The organism is Pseudomonas tolaasii NCPPB 2192, from assembly GCF_002813445.1.
Lineage (GTDB): Bacteria > Pseudomonadota > Gammaproteobacteria > Pseudomonadales > Pseudomonadaceae > Aquipseudomonas > Aquipseudomonas tolaasii.
The window spans coordinates 2,936,584-2,962,512 of record NZ_PHHD01000001.1 but is presented as its reverse complement, the minus strand read 5'-3'; the positions used below and the strand labels follow the sequence as shown (position 1 = coordinate 2,962,512).

The 25,929-nt window shown below is 59.7% G+C and carries 25 protein-coding genes; 2 read left to right on the top strand and 23 right to left on the bottom strand.

The window, feature by feature from the left end; translation table 11 throughout:
* Window positions 1–43: 43 nt before the first annotated feature.
* Window positions 44–610 (bottom strand): dCTP deaminase, encoded by a 567-nt coding sequence (gene dcd / locus ATI14_RS13720; RefSeq protein WP_016973172.1) that lies wholly within the window; start codon window positions 608–610, stop codon window positions 44–46.
* A 389-nt stretch (window positions 611–999) separates the two neighbouring features.
* Here dcd and ATI14_RS13715 point away from each other — a divergent pair, with 389 nt between their 5' ends.
* Window positions 1,000–1,209, top strand: a complete 210-nt coding sequence (locus tag ATI14_RS13715; RefSeq protein ID WP_002554837.1) for a cold-shock protein — start codon at window positions 1,000–1,002, stop codon at window positions 1,207–1,209.
* A gap of 229 nt (window positions 1,210–1,438) precedes the next feature.
* Here ATI14_RS13715 and rpoS read toward each other — a convergent pair whose 3' ends face one another.
* The 8 genes from rpoS to ATI14_RS13675 form a co-directional block, all read right to left on the bottom strand.
* Window positions 1,439–2,449 (bottom strand): RNA polymerase sigma factor RpoS, encoded by a 1,011-nt coding sequence (rpoS, locus tag ATI14_RS13710; protein WP_016974430.1) that lies wholly within the window; start codon window positions 2,447–2,449, stop codon window positions 1,439–1,441.
* Between the two features lie 105 nt (window positions 2,450–2,554).
* A complete protein-coding gene (locus ATI14_RS13705) occupies window positions 2,555–3,397 on the bottom strand; it encodes a peptidoglycan DD-metalloendopeptidase family protein (protein WP_026082979.1) in 843 nt (280 codons plus the stop codon).
* 209 nt (window positions 3,398–3,606) lie between these two features.
* Window positions 3,607–4,242, bottom strand: a complete 636-nt coding sequence (locus tag ATI14_RS13700; protein ID WP_177006119.1) for a protein-L-isoaspartate(D-aspartate) O-methyltransferase — start codon at window positions 4,240–4,242, stop codon at window positions 3,607–3,609.
* A gap of 41 nt (window positions 4,243–4,283) precedes the next feature.
* Window positions 4,284–5,033, bottom strand: a complete 750-nt coding sequence (surE, locus tag ATI14_RS13695) for a 5'/3'-nucleotidase SurE (RefSeq protein WP_016974427.1) — start codon at window positions 5,031–5,033, stop codon at window positions 4,284–4,286.
* Window positions 5,021–6,079: a tRNA pseudouridine(13) synthase TruD gene (gene truD / locus ATI14_RS13690; RefSeq protein WP_016974426.1), complete on the bottom strand. Its 1,059-nt coding sequence runs from the start codon at window positions 6,077–6,079 to the stop codon at window positions 5,021–5,023. Before truD ends, surE begins: the two co-directional genes overlap by 13 nt.
* Window positions 6,076–6,549 (bottom strand): 2-C-methyl-D-erythritol 2,4-cyclodiphosphate synthase, encoded by a 474-nt coding sequence (gene ispF / locus ATI14_RS13685; protein WP_016974425.1) that lies wholly within the window; start codon window positions 6,547–6,549, stop codon window positions 6,076–6,078. Before ispF ends, truD begins: the two co-directional genes overlap by 4 nt.
* 54 nt (window positions 6,550–6,603) lie before the next feature.
* Window positions 6,604–7,449 carry an S-formylglutathione hydrolase gene (gene fghA / locus ATI14_RS13680; protein ID WP_016974424.1) on the bottom strand — a complete coding sequence of 282 codons (846 nt, stop codon included), beginning with the start codon at window positions 7,447–7,449 and terminating at the stop codon, window positions 6,604–6,606.
* 8 nt (window positions 7,450–7,457) lie between these two features.
* A complete protein-coding gene (locus ATI14_RS13675; RefSeq protein WP_080519828.1) occupies window positions 7,458–8,570 on the bottom strand; it encodes an S-(hydroxymethyl)glutathione dehydrogenase/class III alcohol dehydrogenase in 1,113 nt (370 codons plus the stop codon).
* Between the two features lie 108 nt (window positions 8,571–8,678).
* Between ATI14_RS13675 and ATI14_RS13670 the strand changes: the two genes are divergently transcribed.
* On the top strand, window positions 8,679–9,578 hold the full coding sequence (locus ATI14_RS13670) for a LysR substrate-binding domain-containing protein (protein WP_016974422.1): 900 nt from the start codon (window positions 8,679–8,681) through the stop codon (window positions 9,576–9,578).
* A 124-nt stretch (window positions 9,579–9,702) separates the two neighbouring features.
* On the opposite strand, the gene ispD is transcribed toward ATI14_RS13670, so the two are convergent.
* From ispD to ATI14_RS13600, 14 genes are all read right to left on the bottom strand, one after another.
* Window positions 9,703–10,410: a 2-C-methyl-D-erythritol 4-phosphate cytidylyltransferase gene (gene ispD / locus ATI14_RS13665; protein WP_016974421.1), complete on the bottom strand. Its 708-nt coding sequence runs from the start codon at window positions 10,408–10,410 to the stop codon at window positions 9,703–9,705.
* Window positions 10,407–10,685, bottom strand: a complete 279-nt coding sequence (gene ftsB, locus ATI14_RS13660; RefSeq protein ID WP_016974420.1) for a cell division protein FtsB — start codon at window positions 10,683–10,685, stop codon at window positions 10,407–10,409. The genes ispD and ftsB overlap by 4 nt, the downstream gene beginning before the upstream one ends.
* A gap of 171 nt (window positions 10,686–10,856) precedes the next feature.
* Window positions 10,857–12,146 (bottom strand): phosphopyruvate hydratase, encoded by a 1,290-nt coding sequence (eno, locus tag ATI14_RS13655; RefSeq protein WP_016974419.1) that lies wholly within the window; start codon window positions 12,144–12,146, stop codon window positions 10,857–10,859.
* Window positions 12,147–12,303: 157 nt separating this feature from the next.
* Window positions 12,304–13,149: a 3-deoxy-8-phosphooctulonate synthase gene (gene kdsA, locus ATI14_RS13650; protein ID WP_016974418.1), complete on the bottom strand. Its 846-nt coding sequence runs from the start codon at window positions 13,147–13,149 to the stop codon at window positions 12,304–12,306.
* 5 nt (window positions 13,150–13,154) lie between these two features.
* A complete protein-coding gene (locus ATI14_RS13645; RefSeq protein WP_016974417.1) occupies window positions 13,155–14,786 on the bottom strand; it encodes a CTP synthase in 1,632 nt (543 codons plus the stop codon).
* A gap of 273 nt (window positions 14,787–15,059) precedes the next feature.
* Window positions 15,060–16,379, bottom strand: coding sequence for a tRNA lysidine(34) synthetase TilS (tilS, locus tag ATI14_RS13640; RefSeq protein ID WP_016974416.1), 1,320 nt, complete (start codon window positions 16,377–16,379; stop codon window positions 15,060–15,062).
* Window positions 16,380–16,571: 192 nt separating this feature from the next.
* Window positions 16,572–17,519: an acetyl-CoA carboxylase carboxyltransferase subunit alpha gene (locus ATI14_RS13635; RefSeq protein ID WP_016974415.1), complete on the bottom strand. Its 948-nt coding sequence runs from the start codon at window positions 17,517–17,519 to the stop codon at window positions 16,572–16,574.
* A 129-nt stretch (window positions 17,520–17,648) separates the two neighbouring features.
* A complete protein-coding gene (gene dnaE, locus ATI14_RS13630) occupies window positions 17,649–21,170 on the bottom strand; it encodes a DNA polymerase III subunit alpha (protein ID WP_016974414.1) in 3,522 nt (1,173 codons plus the stop codon).
* 76 nt (window positions 21,171–21,246) lie between these two features.
* Window positions 21,247–21,879 carry a ribonuclease HII gene (rnhB, locus tag ATI14_RS13625; RefSeq protein WP_016974413.1) on the bottom strand — a complete coding sequence of 211 codons (633 nt, stop codon included), beginning with the start codon at window positions 21,877–21,879 and terminating at the stop codon, window positions 21,247–21,249.
* Window positions 21,876–23,015: a lipid-A-disaccharide synthase gene (gene lpxB / locus ATI14_RS13620; protein WP_016974412.1), complete on the bottom strand. Its 1,140-nt coding sequence runs from the start codon at window positions 23,013–23,015 to the stop codon at window positions 21,876–21,878. The genes rnhB and lpxB overlap by 4 nt, the downstream gene beginning before the upstream one ends.
* 2 nt (window positions 23,016–23,017) lie before the next feature.
* A complete protein-coding gene (gene lpxA, locus ATI14_RS13615) occupies window positions 23,018–23,794 on the bottom strand; it encodes an acyl-ACP--UDP-N-acetylglucosamine O-acyltransferase (RefSeq protein ID WP_016974411.1) in 777 nt (258 codons plus the stop codon).
* Window positions 23,791–24,231: a 3-hydroxyacyl-ACP dehydratase FabZ gene (gene fabZ, locus ATI14_RS13610; protein ID WP_003172281.1), complete on the bottom strand. Its 441-nt coding sequence runs from the start codon at window positions 24,229–24,231 to the stop codon at window positions 23,791–23,793. Before fabZ ends, lpxA begins: the two co-directional genes overlap by 4 nt.
* A 111-nt stretch (window positions 24,232–24,342) precedes the next feature.
* Window positions 24,343–25,398 (bottom strand): UDP-3-O-(3-hydroxymyristoyl)glucosamine N-acyltransferase, encoded by a 1,056-nt coding sequence (gene lpxD, locus ATI14_RS13605; protein WP_016974410.1) that lies wholly within the window; start codon window positions 25,396–25,398, stop codon window positions 24,343–24,345.
* A gap of 3 nt (window positions 25,399–25,401) precedes the next feature.
* Entirely contained in the window at window positions 25,402–25,905 is a 504-nt protein-coding gene (locus ATI14_RS13600) for an OmpH/Skp family outer membrane protein (protein ID WP_003172279.1), read from the bottom strand.
* Window positions 25,906–25,929: the final 24 nt, after the last annotated feature.

Genomic DNA, 25,929 nt, shown 5'->3' with positions numbered 1-25,929 from the left:
CACTTCCCGCAGACAAATTCCCTTCGCATGTAAGACCTTTCGATCAAGCGCGTGGGAGAGTGACGCCGCGCTGGCCCTGATACTTGCCGCCACGGTCCTTGTAGGACACTTCACAGGCCTCGTCGGACTGCAGGAACAGCATCTGCGCCACACCTTCGTTGGCGTAGATCTTGGCCGGCAGTGTGGTGGTGTTGGAGAACTCCAGGGTCACATGGCCTTCCCACTCCGGCTCAAGCGGGGTCACGTTGACGATGATGCCGCAACGGGCGTAGGTGCTTTTACCCAGGCAGATGGTCAGTACGTCACGCGGAATGCGGAAGAACTCAACGGTGCGCGCCAGAGCAAAGGAGTTTGGCGGGATGATGCACACGTCGCTCTTGATATCGACAAAGCTTTTTTCGTCGAAGTTTTTCGGGTCCACGGTCGCCGAATTGATGTTGGTAAACACCTTGAATTCATCGGCACAACGCACGTCGTAGCCGTAGCTGGAAACCCCGTACGAGATCAGGCGTTCGGCGCCTTCGCCGCGCATCTGGCGCTCTACGAAGGGTTCGATCATGCCGTGCTCTTGCGCCATGCGGCGAATCCACTTGTCCGATTTGATGCTCATGGCGGGTGTCCTGAATAGCGAGGTGGAAAAATTCTGTTGGGCATCTTACCGGGGCCGGCCCCATGGTTCAAAGGGCGCGGGGCTTTTCTTGATGAATGCGCGTGCCTCTATAAGCCGCGGCCAGCGGGGCCGGGACCGCAATCGGGGCACGCAGTGATCGTAAATACCACCGCCAGTCACGAAAATGGAGAAACCTTCGGAATTACCATTGGCACGTCCCGGAAAAAGGGTTAAGGTGGCGCCACTGTGCTGCTTGTGTCACTGAGAATCTCTACACGATATGTTGAATTTCGATCCAACCATCTCCAAGAATTTTTCCTGCTCTTTGCACTCAGTCTCGGCCAGGGCTTTTCCTGAGTCGCAGTTAACTTTGTCCAAGGAGATACACCATGTCTAATCGCCAAACTGGTACCGTTAAGTGGTTCAACGATGAAAAAGGCTTCGGCTTCATCACTCCACAATCCGGTGACGACCTGTTCGTTCACTTCAAAGCTATCCAATCCGACGGCTTCAAAAGCCTGAAAGAAGGCCAACAGGTTTCTTTCATCGCTACCCGCGGTCAGAAAGGCATGCAAGCTGAGGAAGTTCAAGTTATCTAACTTGTACTGACTTAGTCGAAAAAACCCCGCCCTTAAAAGCGGGGTTTTTTTATGCCGATCGTTCCCACGCTCTGCGTGGGGAATGCAGCCAGGGACGCTCTGCGTCCCAACGCGTGACGCAGAGCGTCACAAGAGGCATTCCCACGCAGAGCGTGGGAACGATCAGCGAACAGCAAAACGCCCGGTGCATCTTCATGCACCGGGCGTTTTCATGCCTGCTTACGCGTCGCTATTGAAACAACGACTCACTCGACAAGCCATTCTTCTCAAGGATCTCCCGCAAACGCTTGAGGCCCTCGACCTGGATCTGCCGCACCCGCTCGCGGGTCAGGCCGATTTCCAGGCCTACATCCTCCAGGGTACTGCTCTCATGGCCGCGCAGGCCGAAGCGGCGAATCACCACTTCACGCTGCTTGTCCGTGAGCTCGGAGAGCCACTGGTCAATGCTTTGGGAAAGATCATCGTCCTGCAACAGCTCGCAAGGGTCTGTAGGACGATCATCCGTCAGGGTGTCCAGCAGGGTTTTATCCGAATCCGGACCCAGCGAGACATCGACCGAAGACACACGCTCGTTCAGGCCAAGCATGCGCTTGACCTCCCCTACCGGTTTTTCCAGCAGGTTGGCGATTTCTTCAGGCGAAGGTTCATGATCGAGTTTTTGGGTAAGCTCACGCGCTGCCCGCAGGTAGACGTTAAGCTCCTTGACCACATGGATCGGCAACCGGATCGTGCGGGTCTGATTCATGATCGCCCGTTCGATGGTCTGGCGAATCCACCAGGTCGCATACGTGGAAAAGCGGAAGCCCCGCTCAGGGTCGAACTTCTCTACCGCCCGGATCAAGCCCAGGTTGCCCTCCTCGATCAGGTCCAACAGAGACAAGCCACGATTGACGTAGCGTCGGGCGATTTTGACCACCAGGCGCAGGTTGCTTTCAATCATGCGCTTGCGCCCGGCCGGATCGCCCTTTTGCGACAAGCGCGCAAAGTGGACTTCTTCTTCGGGGGTAAGCAGAGGGGAAAAGCCGATTTCATTGAGGTACAGCTGGGTCGCGTCGAGCGCCCGGGTGTAGTCAATGTACTTGTGTTGCTTTAACGCGGTGGAGTTCTTGGATTTGGTGCGAACTGAAGGTGTAGCAGACCCTTCATCATTCGACATCGATTCCTTTTCGGTGAGAATCTCCATTTCAAGGAGAACCTCATCGTCGATGTCAAACTCCGGCGCTTCTTTACTGAGAGCCATTGTTATAGTCCTTTGGTGAGTTCGACCTCAAGCTCAAGCGACGCCTTTATCCTTGGCAACGCTGGAGCCTGTTCCTTCTACGTGAGGGAACAGGCTGGCAACACATCAACGACGGGGCAGGAATTGCAGCGGATCTACAGGCTTCCCTTGACGGCGAATCTCAAAGTGCAGTTTCACCCGGTCTGTACCCGTTGACCCCATTTCGGCAATTGTCTGTCCGACTTTGACCTGCTGCCCCTCCCGAACCAACAGCCTACGGTTGTGGCCGTAAGCACTGACGTAGGTATCGCTGTGTTTGATGATGACCAGCTCGCCGTAGCCCCGCAAACCACTCCCGGCGTAAACCACTGTCCCATCAGACGCAGCTAAAACAGGCTGTCCCAAATCTCCGGCGATATCAATGCCTTTATTCAAACTACCGTTTGAAGAGAATTTTCCAATCAGCACGCCGTTGGATGGCCACCCCCAACCGGTCGGAGCGGGCCCTGCAGGCGGTAGCGGCGCGGGTGCCGGTTTGCTCGCAACCGCAGGCGTGGCGGTGCCTGCAGGCCGGGTGATGATGGTGGTTTTGCTCGAAGACGACGGCGAAGATCCGGTCGTTGTCACGACGGTTGCGGGCGCGGAACCCGTGCGCCCGTCGAAACGGATGGTCTGCCCCGGATGTATCGTATATGGCACAGGAATATTGTTACGAGCTGCGAGCGCCTTGTAATCCCAACCGTAACGGAAGGCGATCGAGAACATTGTGTCGCCCTTGCGCACGACGTATTGGCCTGTTGTGACCGTCGGCTTTTGCGGGACGGCGCGGGCGTTACTGCGGTCGACAACCCTGGCGCCACTGGACGGCGAGCTGGAGCAACCCACCAATACGGAACTCAAGACAAGGCCAAGCACCAGTCGCTGAAAACTTGTTTTACTCATACGCTGCGCAAGACCTGTGAGACTCACCCGCCGCTCCCTTTGTGGTGGCTGAACATGAATGCCTGTATCAGGCTTGAAATATGTCGCAAGTATAACTGGGCATTGGCTTTTTACCGGCACACGGCTGAAACGAAAAATTCATCGTGTTTAAAACCGAATGCCGATCATGTTGACTCAACTGACCCCGCCGTAAGACACATCCCCGCCAACAGAATTCACTGCCTGCGAATAAATGATCAGGCCAATGGCCCATTGAGCAACGGCACAAAACGCACGGCGCCCAACAGATGGCGTGAAAAGCCTTCTTCCTCACGAATAATGAGCATCAATTGTTGCACTTCGCCGGAGCCCACCGGGATCACCAACCGCCCGCCAGGGGCCAGTTGGTCCAGCAACGCCTGGGGTACGTCGGTCGCCACGGCAGTCACGATAATACCGTTATAGGGCGCCAGCGCCGGCCAGCCTTCCCAGCCATCGCCCCAACGAAACACCACGTTACGCAGGTTCAACTCGACCAGACGCTCCTTGGCGCGGTCCTGCAGGACCTTGATGCGCTCAACCGAGAACACCCGCTCCACCAGTTGCGACAGCACGGCGGTCTGGTAACCGGAGCCGGTGCCGATCTCCAGCACCTTGTCCAGCGGGCCCGCCGCCAGCAGCAGCTCGCTCATGCGCGCGACCATATAAGGCTGGGAGATGGTCTGGTTGTGGCCGATCGGCAGCGCGGTGTCTTCATAGGCACGGTGCGCCAGCGCTTCATCCACGAACAGGTGGCGCGGCGTACGGCGGATGACCTCCAGCACCTGCGCGTTGGACAGGCCTTCTTCATACAGACGCTGGATCAAACGCTCGCGGGTACGCTGGGAGGTCATACCGATGCCACGGCGCAGCATTTCGTCTTGTTCACGCGCCATCAACGCAACCCCTCAAGCCAGCCATCAAGGCTACTGAAGGCATCACTGAAGGTGCGATCAAGTTGCAACGGGGTAATCGAAACATAACCTTGCATCACCGCATGAAAGTCTGTGCCGGGGCCACCGTCTTCGGCGTCGCCCGCTGCCGCGATCCAATAGCCTTCCTTGCCGCGCGGATCGACCACCTTCAACGGCGCCGCTGCACGGGCGCGATGGCCCAGGCGCGTCAGCTGGATGCCGCGAATATGGTCGAGGGGCAGGTTGGGAATATTGACGTTGAGCACTGTGCGCGGCGGCAACTGCAGGGAACCATGCGCTTGCACCAGCTTGCGCGCGAAGTAGGCCGCCGTCGCCAGGTTATCCAGTTGCCGCGAGGCGAAGGAAAACGCGAACGAGGTCCGCCCCAGAAAGCGCCCTTCCAGGGCTGCCGCCACAGTACCGGAGTACAGCACGTCATCGCCCAGGTTGGCGCCGAGGTTGATGCCCGACACCACGATGTCCGGCTCCTGATCCAACAGGCTGTTGATCGCCAGGTGCACGCAGTCGGTAGGGGTACCGTTCACGCTGATAAAGCCATTGGCCAGGACCTGCGGGTGCAGCGGACGGTCGAGCGTCAGCGAACTGCTGGCGCCGCTCTTGTCCTGGTCCGGGGCGACCACCACGCACTCGGCATAATCTTCCAGCGCGCCATAGAGCGCGGCAAGACCGGGTGCGGTGGCACCGTCATCGTTTGATATCAGAATACGCATGGGCTGTCCGTCTGCCCCACCGGCACCAGATCAACAAGCTCGCGCACCAAGACAGTGGCGAAGCATCCGGCCGGCAGGACGAATTCCAATTGCAGAATGTCAGGCCCGGGATAATGCCACGTCAACCCGCCAATGGGCAGTCGCAGAATGCGACGCTCCTGGCTCATGCCCGCATTCACCAGCCAATCGCGCAGGTCGGCCTCACCGGCAGCGACCTTTTGCTCAAGTTCATGGGGCGCGCCGGACGCCGGCGAACCACCCTCGCCCCACTGCGGCCCGGTGGGGTGCAGGTCGAGAATGGCCAGGCGCGGGTCGCTGCATTCAGCCTCTCCCGCCGGAAAAAAACTGCGACTGTCGGTAAACGCCAGCAAATCGCCGACCTGGGCCCGCTGCCAGGAGCCGTCAGCGACGCGTGCCGCCAACACTTTATTGAACAAAAAACTGCGCGCGGTGGAGAGCAGCCGCGAGCGCACATTGCGCTGCTCCGGCAAGGCCTTGCGCGCGGCCCACTCGCGGGCGTCCACAACGTTGCCGCCGTTGTGCCCGAAACGCTGGGCACCGAAATAATTGGGAATGCCGTGTTTGGCAATCAGTTGCAGCCGCGCGTCAATGGCGGCGGCATCACCGGCAAACTGGGTCAGGCGCAAGGTGAAGCCGTTGGCCGAATGGGCGCCGCGTTGCAGCTTGCGTTTGTGGCGGGCTATTTTGAGGATCTTGAGGGTGTCGTTTTCCGCGCCACTCATGTCCGGGTCAGCCTTGCCCGGCAGCTGCACGCTGAACCACTGGCGGGTCAACGCCTGGCGATCCTTGAGCCCGGCGTAGCTGACGGTGCGCAAAGGCACACCCGCCGCCTTGGCAATGCGCCGTGCCGCTTCTTCGGTGTTCAAGCCGCGTTTTTCCACCCACAGCCACAGGTGTTCGCCGTCGCCGGTCAGCGGGATGTCGAGGACTTCATCGACTTGAAAATCTTCAGCCGTCGCTTTCAGGACCGCGCTGCCCAGCGCTTCGCCATAGGCCCGCGGGCCCAGCAATTCCAGATCATTCATGCGCGCAGCAACAAGGCAACGGAGTGCACCGCGATGCCCTCTTCACGACCGGTAAACCCGAGCTTTTCGGTGGTGGTGGCTTTCACGTTGACTTGATCCAGTTCAATTTGCAGGTCGGCGGCAATCAGTGCGCGCATCGATTCGATATGCGGCGCCATTTTCGGCGCCTGGGCGACGATGGTGTTATCGACGTTGCCGACTTTCCAGCCCTTGGCGTGGATCAGACCGACCACATGGCGCAGCAGGACACGGCTGTCCGCGCCCCTGAAGGTGGGATCGGTGTCCGGAAAATGTTTGCCGATATCGCCCAGCGCGGCCGCGCCGAGCAAGGCATCGCTCAACGCATGCAACACAACATCGCCGTCGGAATGAGCCAGCAACCCGTGGTGGTGCGCGATACGCACGCCGCCCAGGGTGATGAAGTCGCCTTCGGCGAAACGGTGCACATCGTAGCCGTGGCCAATACGCATAAAAAAACGCCCCGATTTAATTCAGGGCGTGATTCTACCTACTTTTGCCTCACATTAACCGAGCAAAGCACGACCATGGTGTCGCAAATGGTCTTCGATGAAGCTGGCGATAAAGAAGTAGCTGTGGTCATAGCCCGGCTGCAGGCGCATTTCCAGCGGATGGCCCGCCGCCTTGGCCGCTTGTTGCAGGGCTTCAGGCTTGAGTTGCACTGCCAGGAAATCGTCGCGGTCCCCCTGATCCACCAGCAACGGCAGCTTTTCCGACGCTTCGCTGATCAGCACGCAGGCATCCCATTCGCGCCATTTCGAACGTTCTTCGCCCAGGTAACGGGAGAAAGCTTTCTGGCCCCACGGGCAATCCATCGGATTGTTGATTGGCGAAAACGCCGACACCGACAGGTAACGCCCCGGGTTGCGCAGGGCGCACACCAACGCGCCGTGGCCGCCCATGGAGTGCCCGCTGATGCCGCGTTTATCGGACGCCGGGAAATGCGCTTCAACCAACGCGGGCAATTCCTGCACCACGTAGTCATGCATCCGATAGTGCTTGGCCCACGGTTCCTGCGTGGCATTCAGATAGAAACCGGCACCCAGGCCGAAATCCCACGCGTTGTCCGGGTCGCCCGGCACACCCGGTCCGCGGGGGCTGGTGTCCGGCGCCACGATAATCAACCCCAGCTCGGCAGCCATGCGCTGGGCGCCGGCCTTCTGCATGAAGTTCTCGTCGGTGCAGGTCAGGCCCGACAGCCAGTACAGCACCGGCAACTTGCCGCCCTGTTCCGCTTGCGGCGGCAGGTAGACGGCGAAGGTCATGTCGCAGCCCAGCACCTCGGAATGATGCTTGTAGCGTTTATGCCAGCCGCCGAAGCTCTTCTGGCATGACAGGTTTTCCAGACTCATGGCGGACCTCAGAAGTGGATGACGGTACGAATGCTCTTGCCTTCATGCATCAGGTCAAACGCTTTGTTGATGTCTTCCAGGCCCATGGTATGGGTGATGAACGTATCCAGCGGGATTTCGCCGGTCTGGGCCATTTCCACGTAGCTTGGCAATTCGCTGCGACCGCGCACGCCACCGAACGCCGAACCCCGCCAGACGCGGCCGGTCACCAGCTGGAATGGGCGGGTGGCGATTTCCTGGCCGGCACCGGCCACGCCGATGATCACCGACTCGCCCCAGCCTTTGTGGCAGCACTCAAGGGCGGCGCGCATCAGTTGCACGTTGCCGATGCACTCGAAGGAGAAATCCACACCGCCGTCGGTGAGGTCGACGATCACGTCCTGGATCGGGCGATCGTAGTCTTTCGGGTTGATGCAGTCGGTGGCGCCCAGTTGCCTGGCGATTTCGAACTTGGCCGGGTTGATGTCGATGGCAATGATGCGACCGGCCTTGGCTTTCACCGCGCCGATCACCGCCGACAGGCCAATGCCGCCCAGGCCGAAGATGGCCACGGTATCACCCGGCTTGACCTTGGCGGTGTTGATCACCGCGCCGATGCCGGTGGTGACGCCGCAACCCAGCAGGCAGACTTTTTCCAGCGGCGCTTCTTTGGGGATCTTGGCTACGGAAATTTCCGGCAACACGGTGTACTCGGAGAAAGTCGAGGTGCCCATGTAGTGGAAAATCGGCTGGCCATTGTAGGAAAAGCGCGTGGTGCCGTCGGGCATCAGGCCTTTGCCCTGGGTCGAACGGATGGCCTGACACAGGTTGGTCTTGCCCGACAGACAGAATTTGCACTTGCCACATTCCGGGGTGTACAGCGGGATCACGTGGTCGCCCACCGCCACCGAGGTCACGCCTTCGCCGATCGCTTCAACCACCGCACCGCCTTCGTGGCCGAGGATCGACGGAAAAATGCCTTCCGGATCGGCGCCAGACAGGGTGTAGGTGTCGGTATGGCACACGCCGGATGCGACCACCCGCAGCAACACTTCGCCCGCCTTGGGCATGGCCACATCCACTTCCACGATCTCAAGGGGCTTCTTGGCTTCGAAGGCTACGGCGGCACGGGACTTGATCATCCGGATTTCTCCATGGGTTAAAAACTGAAGCCGGGAGTGTAAAACATGGCTTGTTGATGAATAATCCGGACAAAAGCAAAACATTATTGCTGTACAGGGATAATCATCATGCTGGAAAACCGCTGGGAAGGCATCGACGAGTTTGTGGCGGTTGCCGAATGCAGCCAGTTCACTGCAGCGGCCGAGCGACTGGGGGTGTCGTCTTCCCACATCAGCCGGCAAGTGGCGCGCCTTGAGGAACGGTTGCAAACGCGGCTGCTGTATCGCAGCACCCGTAAAGTGACCCTGACCGAAGCCGGCCAGACGTTTTTGCAGCACTGCCAACGCCTGCAGGACGGTCGCGAAGAAGCGCTGCGCGCAGTGGGCGACCTCACCAGCGAGCCCAAGGGCATGTTGCGCATGACCTGCGCGGTGGCTTATGGCGAGCGTTTTATCGTGCCGCTGGTCACGCGATTCATGGGGCTGTACCCGCAGCTGCGGGTGGATATCGAGCTGACCAATCGCCAGCTGGACCTGGTGCATGAAGGCCTCGACCTGGCGATTCGCCTCGGGCGGTTGCAAGACTCACGAATGGTCGCCAGCCGCTTGGCGCCCCGGCGCATGTACCTGTGCGCGTCGCCGTCCTACCTTGAACGGTACGGGCGGCCACATAGTTTGTCGGAATTGAGTCGGCATAACTGCCTGATCGGCAGCTCGGATATCTGGCAACTGGCCCAGGACGGGCGCGAATTTTCCCAGCGCGTGCAGGGAAACTGGCGCTGCAACAGTGGGCAGGCGGTGCTGGATGCGGCGTTACAGGGGGTTGGATTGTGCCAGTTGCCCGATTACTACGTGCTGGAGCATTTGCACAGTGGCGTGCTGGTTTCGCTGCTGGAGGCGCATCAGCCGCCGAATACGGCGGTGTGGGCGTTGTATCCGCAGCAACGGCATTTGTCGCCGAAGGTCAGGAAGCTGGTGGATTTTTTGAAGGTAGGGTTGGGCGAGCGGCCGGAGTACAGCCAGTCATGATGGTATGCCCGGGCCGGCGCCATCGCAGGCAAGCCAGCTCCCACGTTTGACTGAGTTCTCCGGAAAAAGGTGATCACCTGTGGGAGCTGGCTTGCCTGCGATGAAGCCGACGCGGTTTAACTGACTACCGCCGATTAGCCCACCGCAACCGGAGCCATTCCAGATCTTCCGGGCGCGTGACCTTGATATTGTCCGAGCGCCCTTCGATCAGGCGCGGCGCCTGGCCGGACCATTCCATGGCCGAGGCTTCATCGGTGATCACGGCATCCGCCACCAGGCTGTCAGCCAGGGCGCGATGCAACGCACCGAGGCGGAACATCTGCGGCGTGTAGGCTTGCCAGATCAGGCTGCGGTCGACGGTTTCCACCACGCGCCCCTGCCTGTCGACGCGCTTGAGCGTGTCGCGTGCCGGCACCGCCAGCAAACCGCCCACCGGGTCATCCGCCAGCTCGGCCAGCAGTTTATCGAGGTCATCACGGCTCAGATTGGGCCGCGCCGCATCGTGCACCAATACCCAGTCGTCATCGCTGGCGCCTTGGGCGTTCAGCTGCAGCAATGCATTAAGCACCGAGCCCGAGCGCTCGGTGCCACCGTCCGCGCGCAGGATGCGCGGGTCGTTGGCGCACGGCAGACTCGGCCAATAGGGATCATCGATAGCAACACTGACCACCAGCCCCTTGAGGCCGGGATGGTCGAGAAAACAGCCGAGGCTGTGTTCGAGAATTGTGCGCCCGCCCAGTTGCAGATATTGCTTGGGACGGTCCGCAGCCATACGGGCACCGACGCCCGCGGCAGGAATCACGGCCCAAAAGGCCGGCAGGGAGTCGATCATTGGGCCAACTGGTAAAGGGTTTCGCCGTCCTTGACCATGCCCAGCTCATGGCGAGCCCGCTCTTCAACGGTCTCCGTACCTTTTTTCAACTCGAGCACTTCAGCGTCAAGCACGCGGTTGCGCTCCAGCAGACGTTCGTTTTCGGCATGCTGGTCGGCAATTTGCTGAGTCAGTTCTTTCACCTGCGCAAAGCTGCCATTACCGACCCATAGGCGGTACTGCAGGCCAGCCAGCAACAAGAGCAAGACGAGGAACAACCAATTGGGACTGCGCATCGAAATCCGGGTATCCAGTAAAAAAAGACAGCCATGCAAACCTTTTGCAACAACTGATAGCACGAAGCCTGGAAGAACCAGGCTTGTGCTTGATAGCCATCAGATTAGCGTCGAAATCCACACGACCGTGTTATTTCCGACGCAATCCACAGGCTTTTTACCACTTAACAATCAGCCGCGAAACTCACCGCGACCGTTGTACTTGGCTTTGCCAGCCAGTTGCTCTTCGATACGCAGCAATTGGTTGTACTTGGAAACGCGGTCGGAGCGGCACAGGGAACCGGTCTTGATCTGCCCGGCCGAGGTGCCCACAGCCAGGTCGGCAATGGTCGAATCTTCGGTTTCGCCGGAGCGGTGGGAGATCACGGCGGTGTAGCCCGCAGCCTTGGCCATCTGGATGGCTTCCAGGGTTTCGGTCAGGGTGCCGATCTGGTTGAACTTGATCAGGATCGAGTTGGCGATCGACTTGTCGATGCCTTCTTTCAGGATCTTGGTGTTGGTCACAAACAGGTCGTCGCCCACCAGCTGGATTTTCTCGCCGATCTTGTCGGTCAGCACTTTCCAGCCGGCCCAGTCGGACTCGTCCAGGCCATCTTCGATGGAGATGATCGGGTAACGCTCGGTCAGGCCTTTGAGGTAATCCGCGAAACCTTCGGAGGTGAACACGTGGCCTTCGCCGGACAGGTTGTATTTACCGTCCTCGTAGAACTCGCTGGCGGCGCAGTCCAGGGCCAGGGTCACGTCGGTGCCCAGTTTGTAACCAGCGTTGGCCACCGCTTCGGAGATCACTTTCAGTGCATCTTCGTTGGACGCCAGGTTCGGCGCAAAACCGCCTTCGTCGCCAACAGCAGTGCTCAGGCCACGGGCCTTCAGCACAGCCTTGAGGTGATGGAAAATCTCGGTGCCCATGCGCAGGCCTTCGGAGAAGGTCTTGGCACCAACCGGCTGCACCATGAATTCCTGGATGTCGACGTTGTTATCGGCGTGCTCGCCACCGTTGATGATGTTCATCATCGGCACCGGCATCGAGTAAACACCCGGAGTACCGTTCAGGTTGGCGATGTGGGCGTACAGCGGCAGGTCCTGGTCCTGCGCAGCAGCCTTGGCGGCAGCCAGGGACACGGCGAGGATGGCGTTGGCGCCCAGGCTGCCTTTGTTTTCGGTGCCGTCGAGCTTGATCATCGCGTGGTCCAGGGCTTTCTGGTCCAGCGGGTCCTTGCCCAGCAGCAGGTCACGGATCGGGCCGTTGATGTTGGCTACGGCCTTGAGTACACCCTTGCCCAGGTAACGGCTCTTGTCGCCATCACGCAGTTCCAGCGCTTCGCGCGAACCGGTAGAAGCACCGGACGGCGCGCAGGCGCTGCCGATGATGCCGTTATCGAGAAGCACGTCGGCTTCGACGGTGGGGTTGCCACGGGAGTCGAGAACTTCACGACCTTTGATGTCGACGATTTTTGCCATTGTTGTAAACACTCCAAAGTTGACGAAAACGACGCAGCTGAAGGAAATCTTTTGACCGACCGCAAGGGTGGAACAACGGGGCAGGCTTGCAGGCGACAAGGCTCAGGCCCGCAGGCCTGAGCATTTAGCGTGGGGTACTTTACCGGAGAAACGTGGCTTACGCGGTCTCTACCGTCGGAAAACTCTTGACCAGTTCGTCCAACTGCTTGAGCTGGGCCAAAAACGGCTCCAGCTTGTCCAGGCGCAAGGCGCATGGGCCGTCGCATTTGGCGTTGTCCGGGTCCGGGTGGGCTTCCAGGAACAGGCCTGCCAGAGACTGGCTGATGCCCGCCTTGGCCAGGTCCAGCACCTGGGCACGGCGCCCGCCGGCTGAATCGGCGCGACCACCAGGCATTTGCAGCGCGTGGGTCACGTCGAAGAATACCGGGTAGTCGAACTGTTTCATGATGCCGAAACCGAGCATGTCCACCACGAGGTTGTTGTAGCCGAAGCTCGAACCGCGCTCGCAGAGGATCAACTGGTCGTTACCCGCTTCCACGCACTTGTTCAGGATGTGTTTCATCTCCTGGGGCGCGAGGAACTGGGCTTTCTTGATATTGATCACAGCGCCGGTCCTGGCCATCGCCACGACCAGGTCGGTCTGGCGCGACAGGAAGGCCGGCAGCTGGATGATGTCGCACACCTCGGCGACCACGGCAGCCTGCTCAGGCTCGTGGACGTCGGTGATGATCGGCACGCCGAAGGCTTGCTTGATGTCCTGGAAGATCCGCATGCCTTCTTCAAGGCCCGGGCCGCGATAGGACGTTACCGACGAACGGTTGGCCTTGTCGAAGCTGGCCTTGAACACGTAAGGGATACCGAGTTTCTCGGTCACCTTCACGTACTCTTCACAGACCTGCATCGCCATGTCGCGGCTTTCCAGCACGTTCATGCCGCCGAACAGCACCATGGGCTTGTCGTTGGCAATCTCGATGTCGCCTACGCGAATGATCTTCTGGGCCATCAGGTTTACGCCTTCTTCTGATGTTGCGTCAGTGCCGCTTTAACGAAACCGCTGAACAACGGATGGCCGTCGCGCGGGGTCGAAGTGAACTCAGGGTGGAACTGGCAAGCCACGAACCACGGGTGATCCGGTGCCTCGACCACTTCAACCAGCTTGCCGTCACCGGAGCGGCCGGAAATTTTCAGGCCGGCTTCTTTGATCTGCGGCAGCAGGTTGTTGTTCACTTCGTAACGGTGACGGTGACGCTCGACAATCACGTCCTTGCCGTAGCAGCCGTGAACCAGAGAGCCCGGCTCAAGCAGGCAATCCTGCGCGCCGAGGCGCATGGTGCCGCCCAGATCGGACGCTTCGGTACGGGTTTCGACGGCGCCGGTGGCGTCTTCCCACTCGGTGATCAAGCCCACGACCGGGTGGCCGCTGGTGTGATCGAACTCGGTGGAGTTGGCGTCTTTCCAGCCCAGCACGTTACGGGCGAACTCGATAACGGCCACTTGCATGCCCAGGCAGATACCCAGGTACGGCACCTTGTTCTCGCGAGCATATTGAACAGCCGTGATCTTGCCTTCCACGCCACGCAGGCCGAAACCGCCTGGCACGAGGATCGCATCCACGCCTTCGAGCAAGGCGGTGCCTTGGTTCTCGATGTCTTCGGAGTCGATGTAGCGCAGGTTGACCTTGGTACGGTTGCTGATACCGGCGTGGCTCATCGCTTCGATCAGCGACTTGTACGCGTCCAGCAGTTCCATGTACTTGCCGACCATGGCGATGGTGACTTCATGCTCAGGGTTGAGCTTGGCATCGACCACGGCGTCCCACTCGGACAGGTCCGCGCCATTGCATTGCAGGCCGAAACGCTCGACCACAAAATCATCCAGGCCTTGCGAATGCAGGATGCCCGGGATCTTGTAGATGGTGTCGGCGTCTTCCAGCGCGATCACCGCACGTTCTTCAACGTTGGTGAATTGCGCGATCTTGCGACGCGAGGAAATGTCGATCGGGTGATCGGAGCGGCACACCAGCACATCCGGCTGCAGGCCGATGGAACGCAGTTCCTTGACCGAGTGCTGGGTTGGCTTGGTTTTGGTCTCGCCGGCGGTGGCGATGTACGGCACCAGGGTCAGGTGCATCAGCATCGCGCGCTTGGCGCCGACTTCGAAACGCAGCTGGCGGATGGCTTCGAGGAACGGTTGGGATTCGATGTCACCCACGGTGCCACCGATCTCGACCATCGCCACGTCGGCATCGCCTGCACCCTTGATGATGCGGCGCTTGATTTCATCGGTGATGTGCGGAATCACCTGGATGGTTGCACCCAGGTAGTCACCACGGCGCTCTTTGCGCAGCACGTGCTCGTAGACACGGCCGGTGGTGAAGTTGTTGTTCTGGGTCATGGTCGTGCGGATGAACCGCTCGTAGTGGCCCAGGTCCAGGTCGGTCTCGGCGCCGTCGTGGGTGACGAACACTTCACCGTGCTGGAACGGGCTCATGGTGCCCGGGTCAACGTTGATGTACGGGTCCAGCTTGAGCATGGTGACCTTAAGTCCCCGCGCCTCCAGGATGGCCGCCAATGAAGCGGAGGCAATGCCTTTCCCCAATGAAGAAACAACACCGCCCGTGACGAATATGTAGCGCGTCATGAAAAACCCTAGAAGTCTGCGTTAAAGCGGTCCGAGCCGCCGGGGAAAGCGAAGGAAGGCCGAAGCCCCCGATCACCTGCATTAATCACAGTGCACCTTTCAAAAAAACCGCCGCGTGGTGACAGACCAGCAATGAAACACCGGTACGTTGATCGCTACACATTTTTTGGAATCGCCCAGCAAAGACTGCTTGGTAATCGGCAACGACTGCGATTCAGGCGAATCCACAGAAGTTGTATCAAGAAGGGAGCGTAGTCTACCGGAAAGGCTCTATCAGCTCAAACCTTGATCGCAGGTCTGTGGCATCCAATGTAATTGCCAGCCATCCGACGGGCCGGGCCACAGCCCCGCAAGCGTTGGGACCGCCAGTAATTGCTCGCCCCGATACAGCAGCGGCAATCTGCCACGGATGAAGCCCGGCAGCGCGCTTTCATTAAGCAGGCGCTTCAGGTCGCGCCGGCCTCGACCTGGCACTTCCATGATTTCACCGCCCTGGCGATAGCGAATCTCCAGTGGGCCGTCGGGCGCCACACCGATAAATCTCAGCTGACCATTGCCGGGTAACTCTAGTGGGTTTTGCGGGTGCGGCCAGCTCATTCTTGCGTCGGAAAACTCCGACCAGGCTGTGGGCAGCCACCAGACGCGCTCGGCGCAACGGTGCAAATCACCCTCCGCAAGACGCCACACAGGCTGCGCATCGCCCTTGGCATCACGCAGGGAATACCAGCCGGCCCAGTGGTCGCTGTCGGGTAAACGGGTCAGAGGCGTCAACCAGTGGCGCAGGGCGTTGCGCTGGCGCGCGTCAGACAATTCGCGTAACGAAGAGAGCGCCAAAGACGGCAAGGGTAGCCACGGAAACGGTGAAGGCTGAGCGGCGGCCTGCAAGTCCATCTGCGCCAGCTCATCCAGCAACCCCTGGGCCTCGCTCAAATGCCCGGCGGCGCGCGCCAGGTTTGAGACGGCTTGCGGCCAGCGCTCGGCCAGCACTGGAAACACCCGGTGACGCAGGTAATTACGAGAAAATCGTGAATCTGTGTTGGACGGATCTTCGATCCATTGGAGTTGATGCTCGCGAGCATGAGCCTCCAGCTCGCCCCGCGAAATATCCAGCAAGGGTCGCACCAGGTAGCCGCCTGCCAATGGCCGCTGCACGGGCATGGCGGCCAACCCACGCACCCCGGCCCCGCGCAGCAGGCGAAACATCAAGGTTTCAGCTTGATCGTCGCGATGCTGGCCGACAAGCAACAACTCCCCTGCCCCGATCACTTCGCAAAACGCCTGATAACGCGCGTCTCGGGCCGCGCGCTCAAGGCTGGCGCCCGGCTGAACCTGCACACGCACCACACGCAAGGGTACGCCCAGACTGTCGCATACCGACTGGCAATGCTGCGGCCATGCATCAGCGGCAGCTTGCAGGCCATGATGAACATGGACAGCGCTAAGCGGCGGCAACGAGTTGGTTTTGGCCAGACTGGCCAGCAGATGCAACAGGACGGTGGAATCAAGGCCGCCGGAGAAAGCGATCCGCCAGGCCGGGGCGTTGCGCCAAGGGGCCATGGTTTGCAGGAGGTTGGCGGATAGAGCCGGCGTCATAACAAAGTACCGCCATCAATCTGGAATGCGATAACCCAGCATACACAAAGCAAATGTGGGAGCGGGCTTGTGTGGGAGCGTGGCTTGCCAGCGATGCAGACACCTCGGTTTCTCAATTGCACCGAGGTGATGCTATCGCAGGCAAGCCAGCTCCCACACAAGCCGACTCCCACATTGGGTATTGCGTCGAGCTTAGAGACCGTAGCTCATCAAACGCTCATAACGACGGGCGAGCAGCGCTTCGTTATCCAGCTTCTTGAGCATCGCCAGTTGCGAAGCCAGTTCAGCACGAATGGTCGCGGAAGCGGCAGCCGGGTCGCGGTGAGCGCCACCCAAAGGCTCGGCGATCACTTTGTCCACGATACCCAGGCCCTTGAGGCGATCGGCGGTGATACCCATGGCTTCGGCAGCGTCCGGCGCTTTTTCGGCGGTTTTCCACAGAATCGAAGCGCAACCTTCCGGAGAAATCACCGCATAGGTCGAATACTGCAGCATGTTCAGCTGGTCGCACACGCCAATGGCCAACGCACCGCCGGAGCCACCCTCACCAATCACAGTGGCGATGATCGGGGTTTTCAAGCGCGCCATGACACGCAGGTTCCAGGCGATTGCCTCGCTCTGGTTGCGCTCTTCAGCGTCGATGCCAGGATAAGCGCCCGGTGTGTCGATGAATGTCAGGATCGGCATCTTGAAGCGCTCGGCCATTTCCATCAGGCGGCACGCCTTGCGGTAGCCTTCAGGACGCGGCATACCGAAGTTGCGGCGGACTTTCTCGCGCACTTCACGGCCTTTCTGATGGCCGATCACCATCACCGGCTGGTCGTCCAGGCGAGCGATACCGCCCACGATGGCGGCGTCGTCGGAGAAGTGGCGGTCGCCGTGCAGCTCGTCGAACTCGGTGAAGATGTGCTGAATGTAGTCCAGGGTGTACGGACGGCGCGGGTGGCGGGCCAGGCGCGCGATCTGCCAGCTGGTCAGTTTGCCGAAGATGTCCTCGGTCAACGTTTTGCTCTTGTCTTGCAGGCGGGAGATTTCATCGCCGATGTTCAGCGAATTGTCATTGCCGACCAGGCGCAATTCTTCAATCTTGGCTTGCAGGTCAGCGATCGGCTGTTCGAAATCAAGAAAATTCGGGTTCATAAGCGTCCGTCTTGGGTCGACGGCCAGGGCGTGCCTGGCCAGCCGGTTGTCTATTCGCGCCCTACCTTAAGGGAGAGGCGCGTTTAGGTCGAGATTAAATGTTCAGCCGAGGTCAGACGAATCTGACCATCAACGGTATTGGAGGAAGACGTTGTCTCGCCCGAACTGGTCACGCAATGCTTGAATCAAGCCATCAGCAGGATCAATTCGCCACGTCTCGCCAAACTGCAACATGGCCTTGGCGTCATTGCCGGTGTACTCCATGGTCACCGGGCACGCACCACGGTGGCGCTTGAGCAGGTCACCCAACCAGCGTAGCTGATCGCCCTTGAGGGCTTCGGTCTTGACCTTCAAACGCAGGCTTTCCGCCAGGTTGGTGCGCGCATCTTCCATGCTCATCACCCGCTTGATCCGCAGGCGCAGGCCGCCGGAGAAGTCGTCGTTACTGACCTCGCCTTCCACCACTACCATGGCGTCGGTCTGCAGCAGCGACTGCGCGGAGTGGAACGCGTCGGCAAACAGCGACGCTTCGATACGGCCCGAGCGGTCGTCGAGGGTGATGAAGCCCATCTTGTCGCCCTTCTTGTTCTTCATCACCCGCAAGGCAATGATCATGCCGGCGACGGTCTGGGTGTCGCGCGCCGGTTTCAGGTCGATGATGCGCTGACGGGCGAAACGGCGGATTTCACCCTCGTATTCATCAATCGGGTGGCCGGTGAGGTACAGGCCCAGGGTGTCTTTTTCGCCCTTGAGACGTTCCTTGAGCGTCAGCTCCTTGGCCTTGCGGTGGTTACCGTATACATCGGCATCTTCTTCCACGAACAAACCGCCAAACAGGTCGGCGTGGCCGCTGTCATGGGTACGGGCAGTCTGTTCGGCGGCCTTGATCGCTTCTTCCATCGCGGCGAGCAACACCGCGCGGTTGCGGTCGATATTCGCTTGATAAGCCTTTGGCTCGTCGTGGAAATACGGGCCGAGACGGTCAAGTGCACCGCTACGGATCAGCCCATCGAGGGTACGTTTATTGATGCGCTTGAGGTCAACCCGCGCGCAGAAGTCGAACAGATCCTTGAACGGCCCGTTCTGGCGCGCTTCGGTGATGGCTTCCACCGGGCCTTCGCCCACACCTTTGATGGCGCCCAGGCCATAAATGATGCGGCCTTCGTCGTTCACCGTGAACTTGAACTCCGAGGCGTTCACGTCCGGCGCATCGAGGCGCAACTTCATGGTGCGCACTTCCTCGATCAAGGTCACGACCTTGTCGGTGTTGTGCATATCCGCCGAGAGTACCGCGGCCATGAATGGCGCCGGGTAGTGGGCCTTTAGCCAGGCGGTCTGGTACGACACCAGGCCGTAGGCGGCGGAGTGGGACTTGTTGAAGCCGTAACCGGCGAATTTTTCCACCAGGTCGAAAATGTTACCGGCCAGGTCCGCGTCGATGTTATTGGTCGCGCAACCTTCAATAAAGCCGCCGCGCTGCTTGGCCATTTCCTCGGGTTTTTTCTTACCCATCGCTCGACGCAGCATGTCCGCGCCGCCAAGGGTGTAACCAGCCATGACCTGGGCAATCTGCATCACCTGTTCCTGATACAGGATGATGCCGTAGGTCGGCGCCAATACGGGCTTGAGGCCTTCGTATTGATAGTCGGAGTGCGGGTACGCCAGCTCGGCACGGCCGTGCTTGCGGTTGATGAAGTCATCCACCATGCCCGATTGCAATGGGCCCGGGCGGAACAGGGCCACCAGTGCGATCAAGTCTTCCAGGCAGTCGGGCTTGAGCTTTTTGATCAGCTCTTTCATACCGCGGGATTCAAGCTGGAACACCGCCGTGGTTTCGGCTTTTTGCAGCAGGGTGTAGGTCGGTTTGTCGTCCAGCGGGATGAAAGCGATGTCCAGTGGCTCCTCGCCCACCTTGGCGCGGTCGCGGTTGATGGTCTTGAGCGCCCAGTCGATGATCGTCAGGGTCCGCAGGCCGAGGAAGTCGAACTTCACCAGGCCGGCCGCCTCCACGTCGTCCTTGTCGAACTGGGTCACCAGGCCGTCGCCTTCTTCGTCGCAATAGATCGGCGAAAAGTCGGTGAGCTTTGTAGGAGCAATTACCACACCACCGGCGTGCTTACCGACGTTACGCACCACCCCTTCAAGCTTGCGCGCCATGTCCCAGATTTCGGCGGCCTCTTCATCGATCTTGATGAAGTCACGCAGGATTTCTTCCTGCTCGTAGGCTTTTTCCAGCGTCATGCCGACTTCGAACGGAATCATCTTCGACAGTCGGTCCGCCAGGCCGTAGGACTTGCCCTGCACCCGCGCCACGTCACGGATTACAGCTTTTGCCGCCATGGAACCGAATGTGATGATCTGGCTTACAGCATTGCGGCCATATTTCTCGGCCACGTATTCGATCACCCGGTCGCGGCCATCCATGCAGAAGTCGACGTCGAAGTCGGGCATGGAAACCCGTTCCGGGTTGAGGAACCGTTCGAACAGCAGGTCATATTCCAGCGGGTCAAGGTCGGTGATCTTCTGCACATAGGCCACCAGCGAACCGGCACCTGACCCCCGGCCAGGGCCAACGGGCACGCCGTTGTTCTTGGCCCACTGGATAAAGTCCATCACGATCAGGAAGTAACCGGGGAACCCCATCTGGATAATGATATCCAGCTCGAAATTCAGCCGATCAACGTAAACCTGACGCCTGGCCTCGTAGTCTTCGGTGGTGTCCCGGGGCAGCAGGACGGCAAGCCGCTCTTCCAGGCCGTCGAACGAGACCTTGCGGAAGTACTCGTCGATGGTCATGCCATCGGGAATCGGGAAGTTGGGCAGGAAGTGCTTGCCCAGCTTCACTTCAATGTTGCAGCGCTTGGCAATCTCGACGGAGTTTTCCAGCGCCTCGGGCAGATCGCTGAACAGCTCGGCCATTTCCTCGGCGCTTTTGAGGTACTGCTCTTCGCTGTAATTCTTCGAACGACGTGGATCGTCCAGCGCCCGACCTTCGCCGATGCACACACGGGTTTCGTGAGCCTCGAAATCTTCTTTCTTGATAAAACGCACATCGTTGGTCGCCACCAGCGGCGCGCCCAGCTTGTCGGCCAGGGCCACGGCGGCGTGCAGATGCTCTTCATCGTTGGGGCGGTTGGTGCGCTGGACTTCCAGGTAGAAGCGGTCGGGGAAGACCTGCATCCATTCAGCCGCCAGCACTTCGGCCTCGTGAGGGTTGCCGCCCAGCAGCGCGATACCGATCTCGCCCTCTTTGGCGGCCGACAGCATGATCAGACCTTCGCTGGCCTCAGCCACCCACTCACGCTCGATGATGATCGAGCCATTGCGCTGGCCATCGATAAAACCGCGGGAAATCAATTCAGTGAGGTTGCGATAACCCACGCCGTTCATCGCCAGCAGGCTGATGCGGCTCAGGGGGTTATCCGGGTCTTTGTTCGACAGCCACAGGTCGGCGCCGCAGATCGGCTTGATGCCGGCGCCCATGGCGTTCTTGTAGAACTTGACCAGGGAACACATGTTGTTCTGATCGGTCACCGCCACCGCAGGCATGTTCATGCCCACCAGGGTTTTGACCAGCGGTTTGATCCGCACCAGGCCGTCGACCAGGGAGTATTCAGTGTGCAGGCGCAGGTGAACGAATGAAGCCGGCATAGTGATCCTGTTCTGATACATGGAGACAACAAGGCCCGGATTGTACCGGGCCTTGGCAAAAACATCAGCCTTGCGACTAAACCTCGCTGAGGCTCTCCCGCGCTTCGTAAGCCAGGCGGACCGGGGCGAACGAGCGGCGGTGAATCGGGGTTGGGCCCAAACGCGCGAGGGCTTCCAGATGAACGGGCGTCGGGTAGCCCTTGTGGCCGCCAATGCCGTAGCCAGGATAGATCAACTCAAAGGCGGCCATTTCACGATCACGGCTGACTTTGGCGAGAATAGAGGCGGCGGCGATGGCCGGAACCTTGCTATCGCCCTTGACCACGGCTTCGGATGGCATCGCCAGCTTCGGGCAACGGTTGCCGTCGATCATCGCCATTTTCGGCGTGATATGCAGGCCTTCGACTGCACGCTGCATGGCCAGCATGGTGGCGTGCAGGATATTCAGCTCGTCGATTTCTTCGACTTCGGCCCGAGCAATGTGCCAGCTCAGGGCTTTCTCGCAAATCTCGTCGTAAAGCTTTTCACGGCGCGCTTCGGTCAGTTTCTTCGAGTCGTTGAGGCCGAGGATCGGGCGATTTGGATCGAGGATCACCGCCGCCGTGACGACTGCGCCGCACAAAGGCCCGCGCCCGACTTCGTCAACGCCGGCCACCAGTTCGTGGGCTTGGGCGACCAGGCTGAAATCCAGGCCCATTTGCGTCGTCATAAGGCTTCCTGTTTCTTGCCGATCAAGGTCAACACGGCGTCGGCCGCCTGATTCGACGCATCACGCCGCAGGGTGCGGTGGATGTCGTCAAAACCACGGGTCTGCTCTTCGCCGCCATCGATCAAGGGCAGCAGGGTTTGGGCGAGGGCTTCGGGCGTAGCATCGTCCTGCAACAACTCGGGCACCAACAAACGTTGCGCCAGCAGGTTGGGCAAGGAGATGTAGGGGCTTTTCACCATGCGTTTGAGAATCCAGAACGTCAGTGGCGCCAGGCGATAAGCCACGACCATCGGGCGCTTGTACAACAAAGCTTCCAGGGTGGCGGTGCCAGAGGCGATCAAAACCGCGTCGCAGGCAGCCAGGGCCAAGTGCGATTGGCCATCCAGCAGGGTCAACGGCAGGTTGCGCCCTTGCAGCAATGTTTCAATTTGCGCGCGACGTTGCGGGCTGGCGCAGGGCAGCACGAAACGTACGCCGGGCTTCAACGCTTGTAGGCGCTCGGCGGCATCGAAGAATACAGACGCCAGACGGCCCACTTCGCCACCACGGCTACCCGGCATCAAGGCGACGAGCGGGCCATCGGGCAACCCCAATTCGGCGCGGGCAGCCGCACGATCCGCCTGCAAGGGAATGGCGTCAGCCAGGGTGTGACCAACAAACCGCACGGGCACGCCCTTCTCTTCGTAAAACCTGGCCTCGAAAGGCAGCAGGGTCAACATCAAGTCGCAGCCTTCACGGATCTTCAGCACGCGCTTCTGTCGCCACGCCCACACGGAGGGGCTGACGTAATGCACGGTCTTGATCCCGGCCTGACGCAACTTGAGTTCGATATTGAGGGTGAAGTCCGGCGCATCGATGCCAATAAACACGTCGGGCTTTTCTTCGATCAGGGTTTTAATCAGCAGCTTGCGACGAGCGAGCAACTCACGCAGGCGCCCCAGGACCTCGACCAGGCCCATGACCGACAAGCGCTCCATGGGAAAGTAGGACGTGAGCCCTTCGGCCTGCATCAGCGGACCACCGACGCCGATAAACTCGACCGCAGGATGCTGGGCCTTAAGGGCCCGCATCAGGCCTGCGCCCAAAATATCACCGGAAGCTTCACCGGCGACCAGCGCTATACGCAGACTGGCCATGATCAGCGCGTGATGCCGCGAGTCGACGTCTGGATCGAGTCACGGAATATCGCGACTTCCGGGAACAACGCCGCCGCCTCGGTCAGCTCGGTCAGCGCCTGTTCAACCGTCAACCCTTGACGGTAAACGGTCTTGTAGGCGCGACGCAGGGCGTGGATCGCGTCGTCGCTGAAACCACGGCGGCGCATGCCTTCGAAATTCATGCTGCGGGCTTCGGCAGGGTTGCCGAATACGGTGACATAGGCAGGAACGTCCTTGCCGATCGCCGTACCCATGCCGGAAAAACTGTGGGCACCGATGTGGCAGTACTGATGCACCAGGGTGAAACCGGACAGGATTGCCCAGTCATCAACGTGCACATGGCCCGCCAACGCGGTGTTGTTGACCAGAATGCAATGGTTGCCGATCACACTGTCATGGCCGATGTGTGCATAGGCCATGATCAGGTTATGGTCGCCGAGCGTGGTTTCCGCACGATCCTGAACCGTGCCCCGGTGAATGGTCACGCCCTCACGAATGATGTTGTGATCACCGATGACCAGGCGCGTTTCCTCACCCTTGTACTTCATGTCCGGGGTGTCTTCGCCTACCGAGGAAAACTGGTAGATACGGTTGTGTTTGCCAATACGGGTCGGACCCTTGAGGATCACGTGTGGCCCGATGACAGTCCCCTCGCCGATTTCAACACCTGCGCCGACGATCGACCAAGGGCCGACCTCAACGTCGGCGGCCAGAACGGCCGACGGATCGATGATTGCGCGAGGGTCAATCAAACTCATAGTTTGCGTTCCGCGCAGATGATCTCGGCAGAGCACACCGGCTTGCCGTCCACCGAGGCCTGGCATTCGAACTTCCAGATCTGGCGCTTGCAGCTGATGAACTTGGCTTCCAGGATCAACTGGTCACCCGGAGTAACGGGGTTGCGGAACCGCAGCTTGTCGGAACCCACGAAATAATACAGCGTGCCGTCGGCAGGCTTGAGGTCGAGCATTTTGAAACCAAGGATACCGGCAGCCTGGGCCATCGCTTCGATGATCAACACGCCGGGCATGATTGGGTGCGCCGGAAAATGACCATTGAAGAACGGTTCGTTGATGCTGACATTCTTGTAGGCACGAATGCGCTTTTCCTCGACGTTGAGGTCCACTACACGATCCACCAGCAGGAACGGGTAACGGTGAGGCAGGTATTCGCGAATCTCGTTGATGTCCATCATTTCGGGGGGAAGCCTGTAATAAAGATTGGGGGCGGGCGGACTAAAAGCCCGCCCCGCTAGCAAATCAAGGAGGCAGTCTAGCGGCTGTACACACTTGATATGGAAATGGTATCAGCCTTCTGATGAAGCATTACCGTCAGGGGTCACGTCTGCAACACGCTTTTCCAGCTGCTTGAGGCGCCGGGCCATGTCGTCGAGCTGCCTTAAACGTGCCGCACTTTTGCGCCACTCAGCCGCAGGCTGCATGGCGGTACCGGAAGAATAGGCACCCGGCTCGGTAATCGAGTGGGTCACCATGGTCATACCGGTGATGAAGACGTTGTCGCAAACTTCGATGTGCCCCACCAGCCCTACACCACCGGCCAGCATGCAATGCTTGCCGATTTTGGTGCTGCCGGAGATACCCACGCAAGCCGCCATGGCGGTGTGATCGCCAATTTGAACGTTGTGGGCGATCTGGATCTGATTGTCGAGCTTCACCCCATTACCGATCACGGTATCGGCCAGCGCACCGCGGTCTACCGCGGTATTGACGCCGATTTCAACGTCATCGCCAATCAATACCCCGCCGACCTGGGCAATCTTGTGCCAGACACCTTTGGAATTGGCAAAACCAAAGCCTTCACCGCCAATCACGGCGCCCGACTGGATGACCACACGCTCACCAATACGCACATCGTGGTACAGGGTAACGCGAGGAGCGAGCCAGCCATCGGCACCGATTTCGCAACGTGCACCGATAAAGCAATGGGCACCGACTGTTACACCGGCAGCAATGCGCGCGCCACTTTCGATCACGGCAAACGCACCGATGCTGGCCGCAGGATCAACCCGGGCATCGTCAGCAATCACGGCCGACGGATGAACTCCGCCCGCTGCCTTGGGTTTTGGATCGAACAGGTGCGATGCCTTGGCGTAAGCCAGGTAAGGGTCAGCCACCACCAACGCATCCCCGGCAAACCCTTCGGCGTCAGCCGCCTTCAGCAATACGGCTGCGGCGTTGCTGTCGACCAGGTATTTACGGTATTGGGGATTTGCGAGGAAGCTCAACTGAGCTGGGCCAGCCTCCTGCAAGGTGGCTAGCCCAGTGATTTCCTTCTCCGGGGAGCCGCGCAAGGCGGCCCCCAGGAACTCGGCCAACTCGCCGAGCTTGATAGTCGCGGTCATGGCTTACTTCAGCTGGTTCATGCGCTCGATCACCTGGCGGGTGATGTCGTATTGAGGCTTGACGTCGATCACGGCACCGCGCTCGAACACCAGGTCAAAGGCACCTTTCTTGATGACTTCTTCCACAGCGCTGTCGAGTTTCGGCTTGAGCTGCTTGAGCATTTCACGGTCGGCAACAGCCTTGGCTTCGTTCAGCTCCTTGGACTGGAACTGGTAGTCACGGGCCTTTTGCTTGAATTCAAGCTCCAGACGCTCGCGCTCGCCTTGCTGCATTTTGTCGCCACCGGCTACCAGACGATCCTGGATGCCCTTGGCACTGCTTTCCAGGGTTTTCAGCTTGGTCAGTTGAGGACCGAATTTTTTTTCGGCGTCCACGGCATATTTCTTGGCCGCGTCGGACTCCAGCAGAGCCATCTGATAGTTCAGGACGGCGATTTTCATTTCGGCGAAGGCCGGGGTGGTTACCAGCACAGTGGCCAGCAGGACCAATTGAGTCAACTTACGCACGATGTACTCCTACAGAATCCGTTG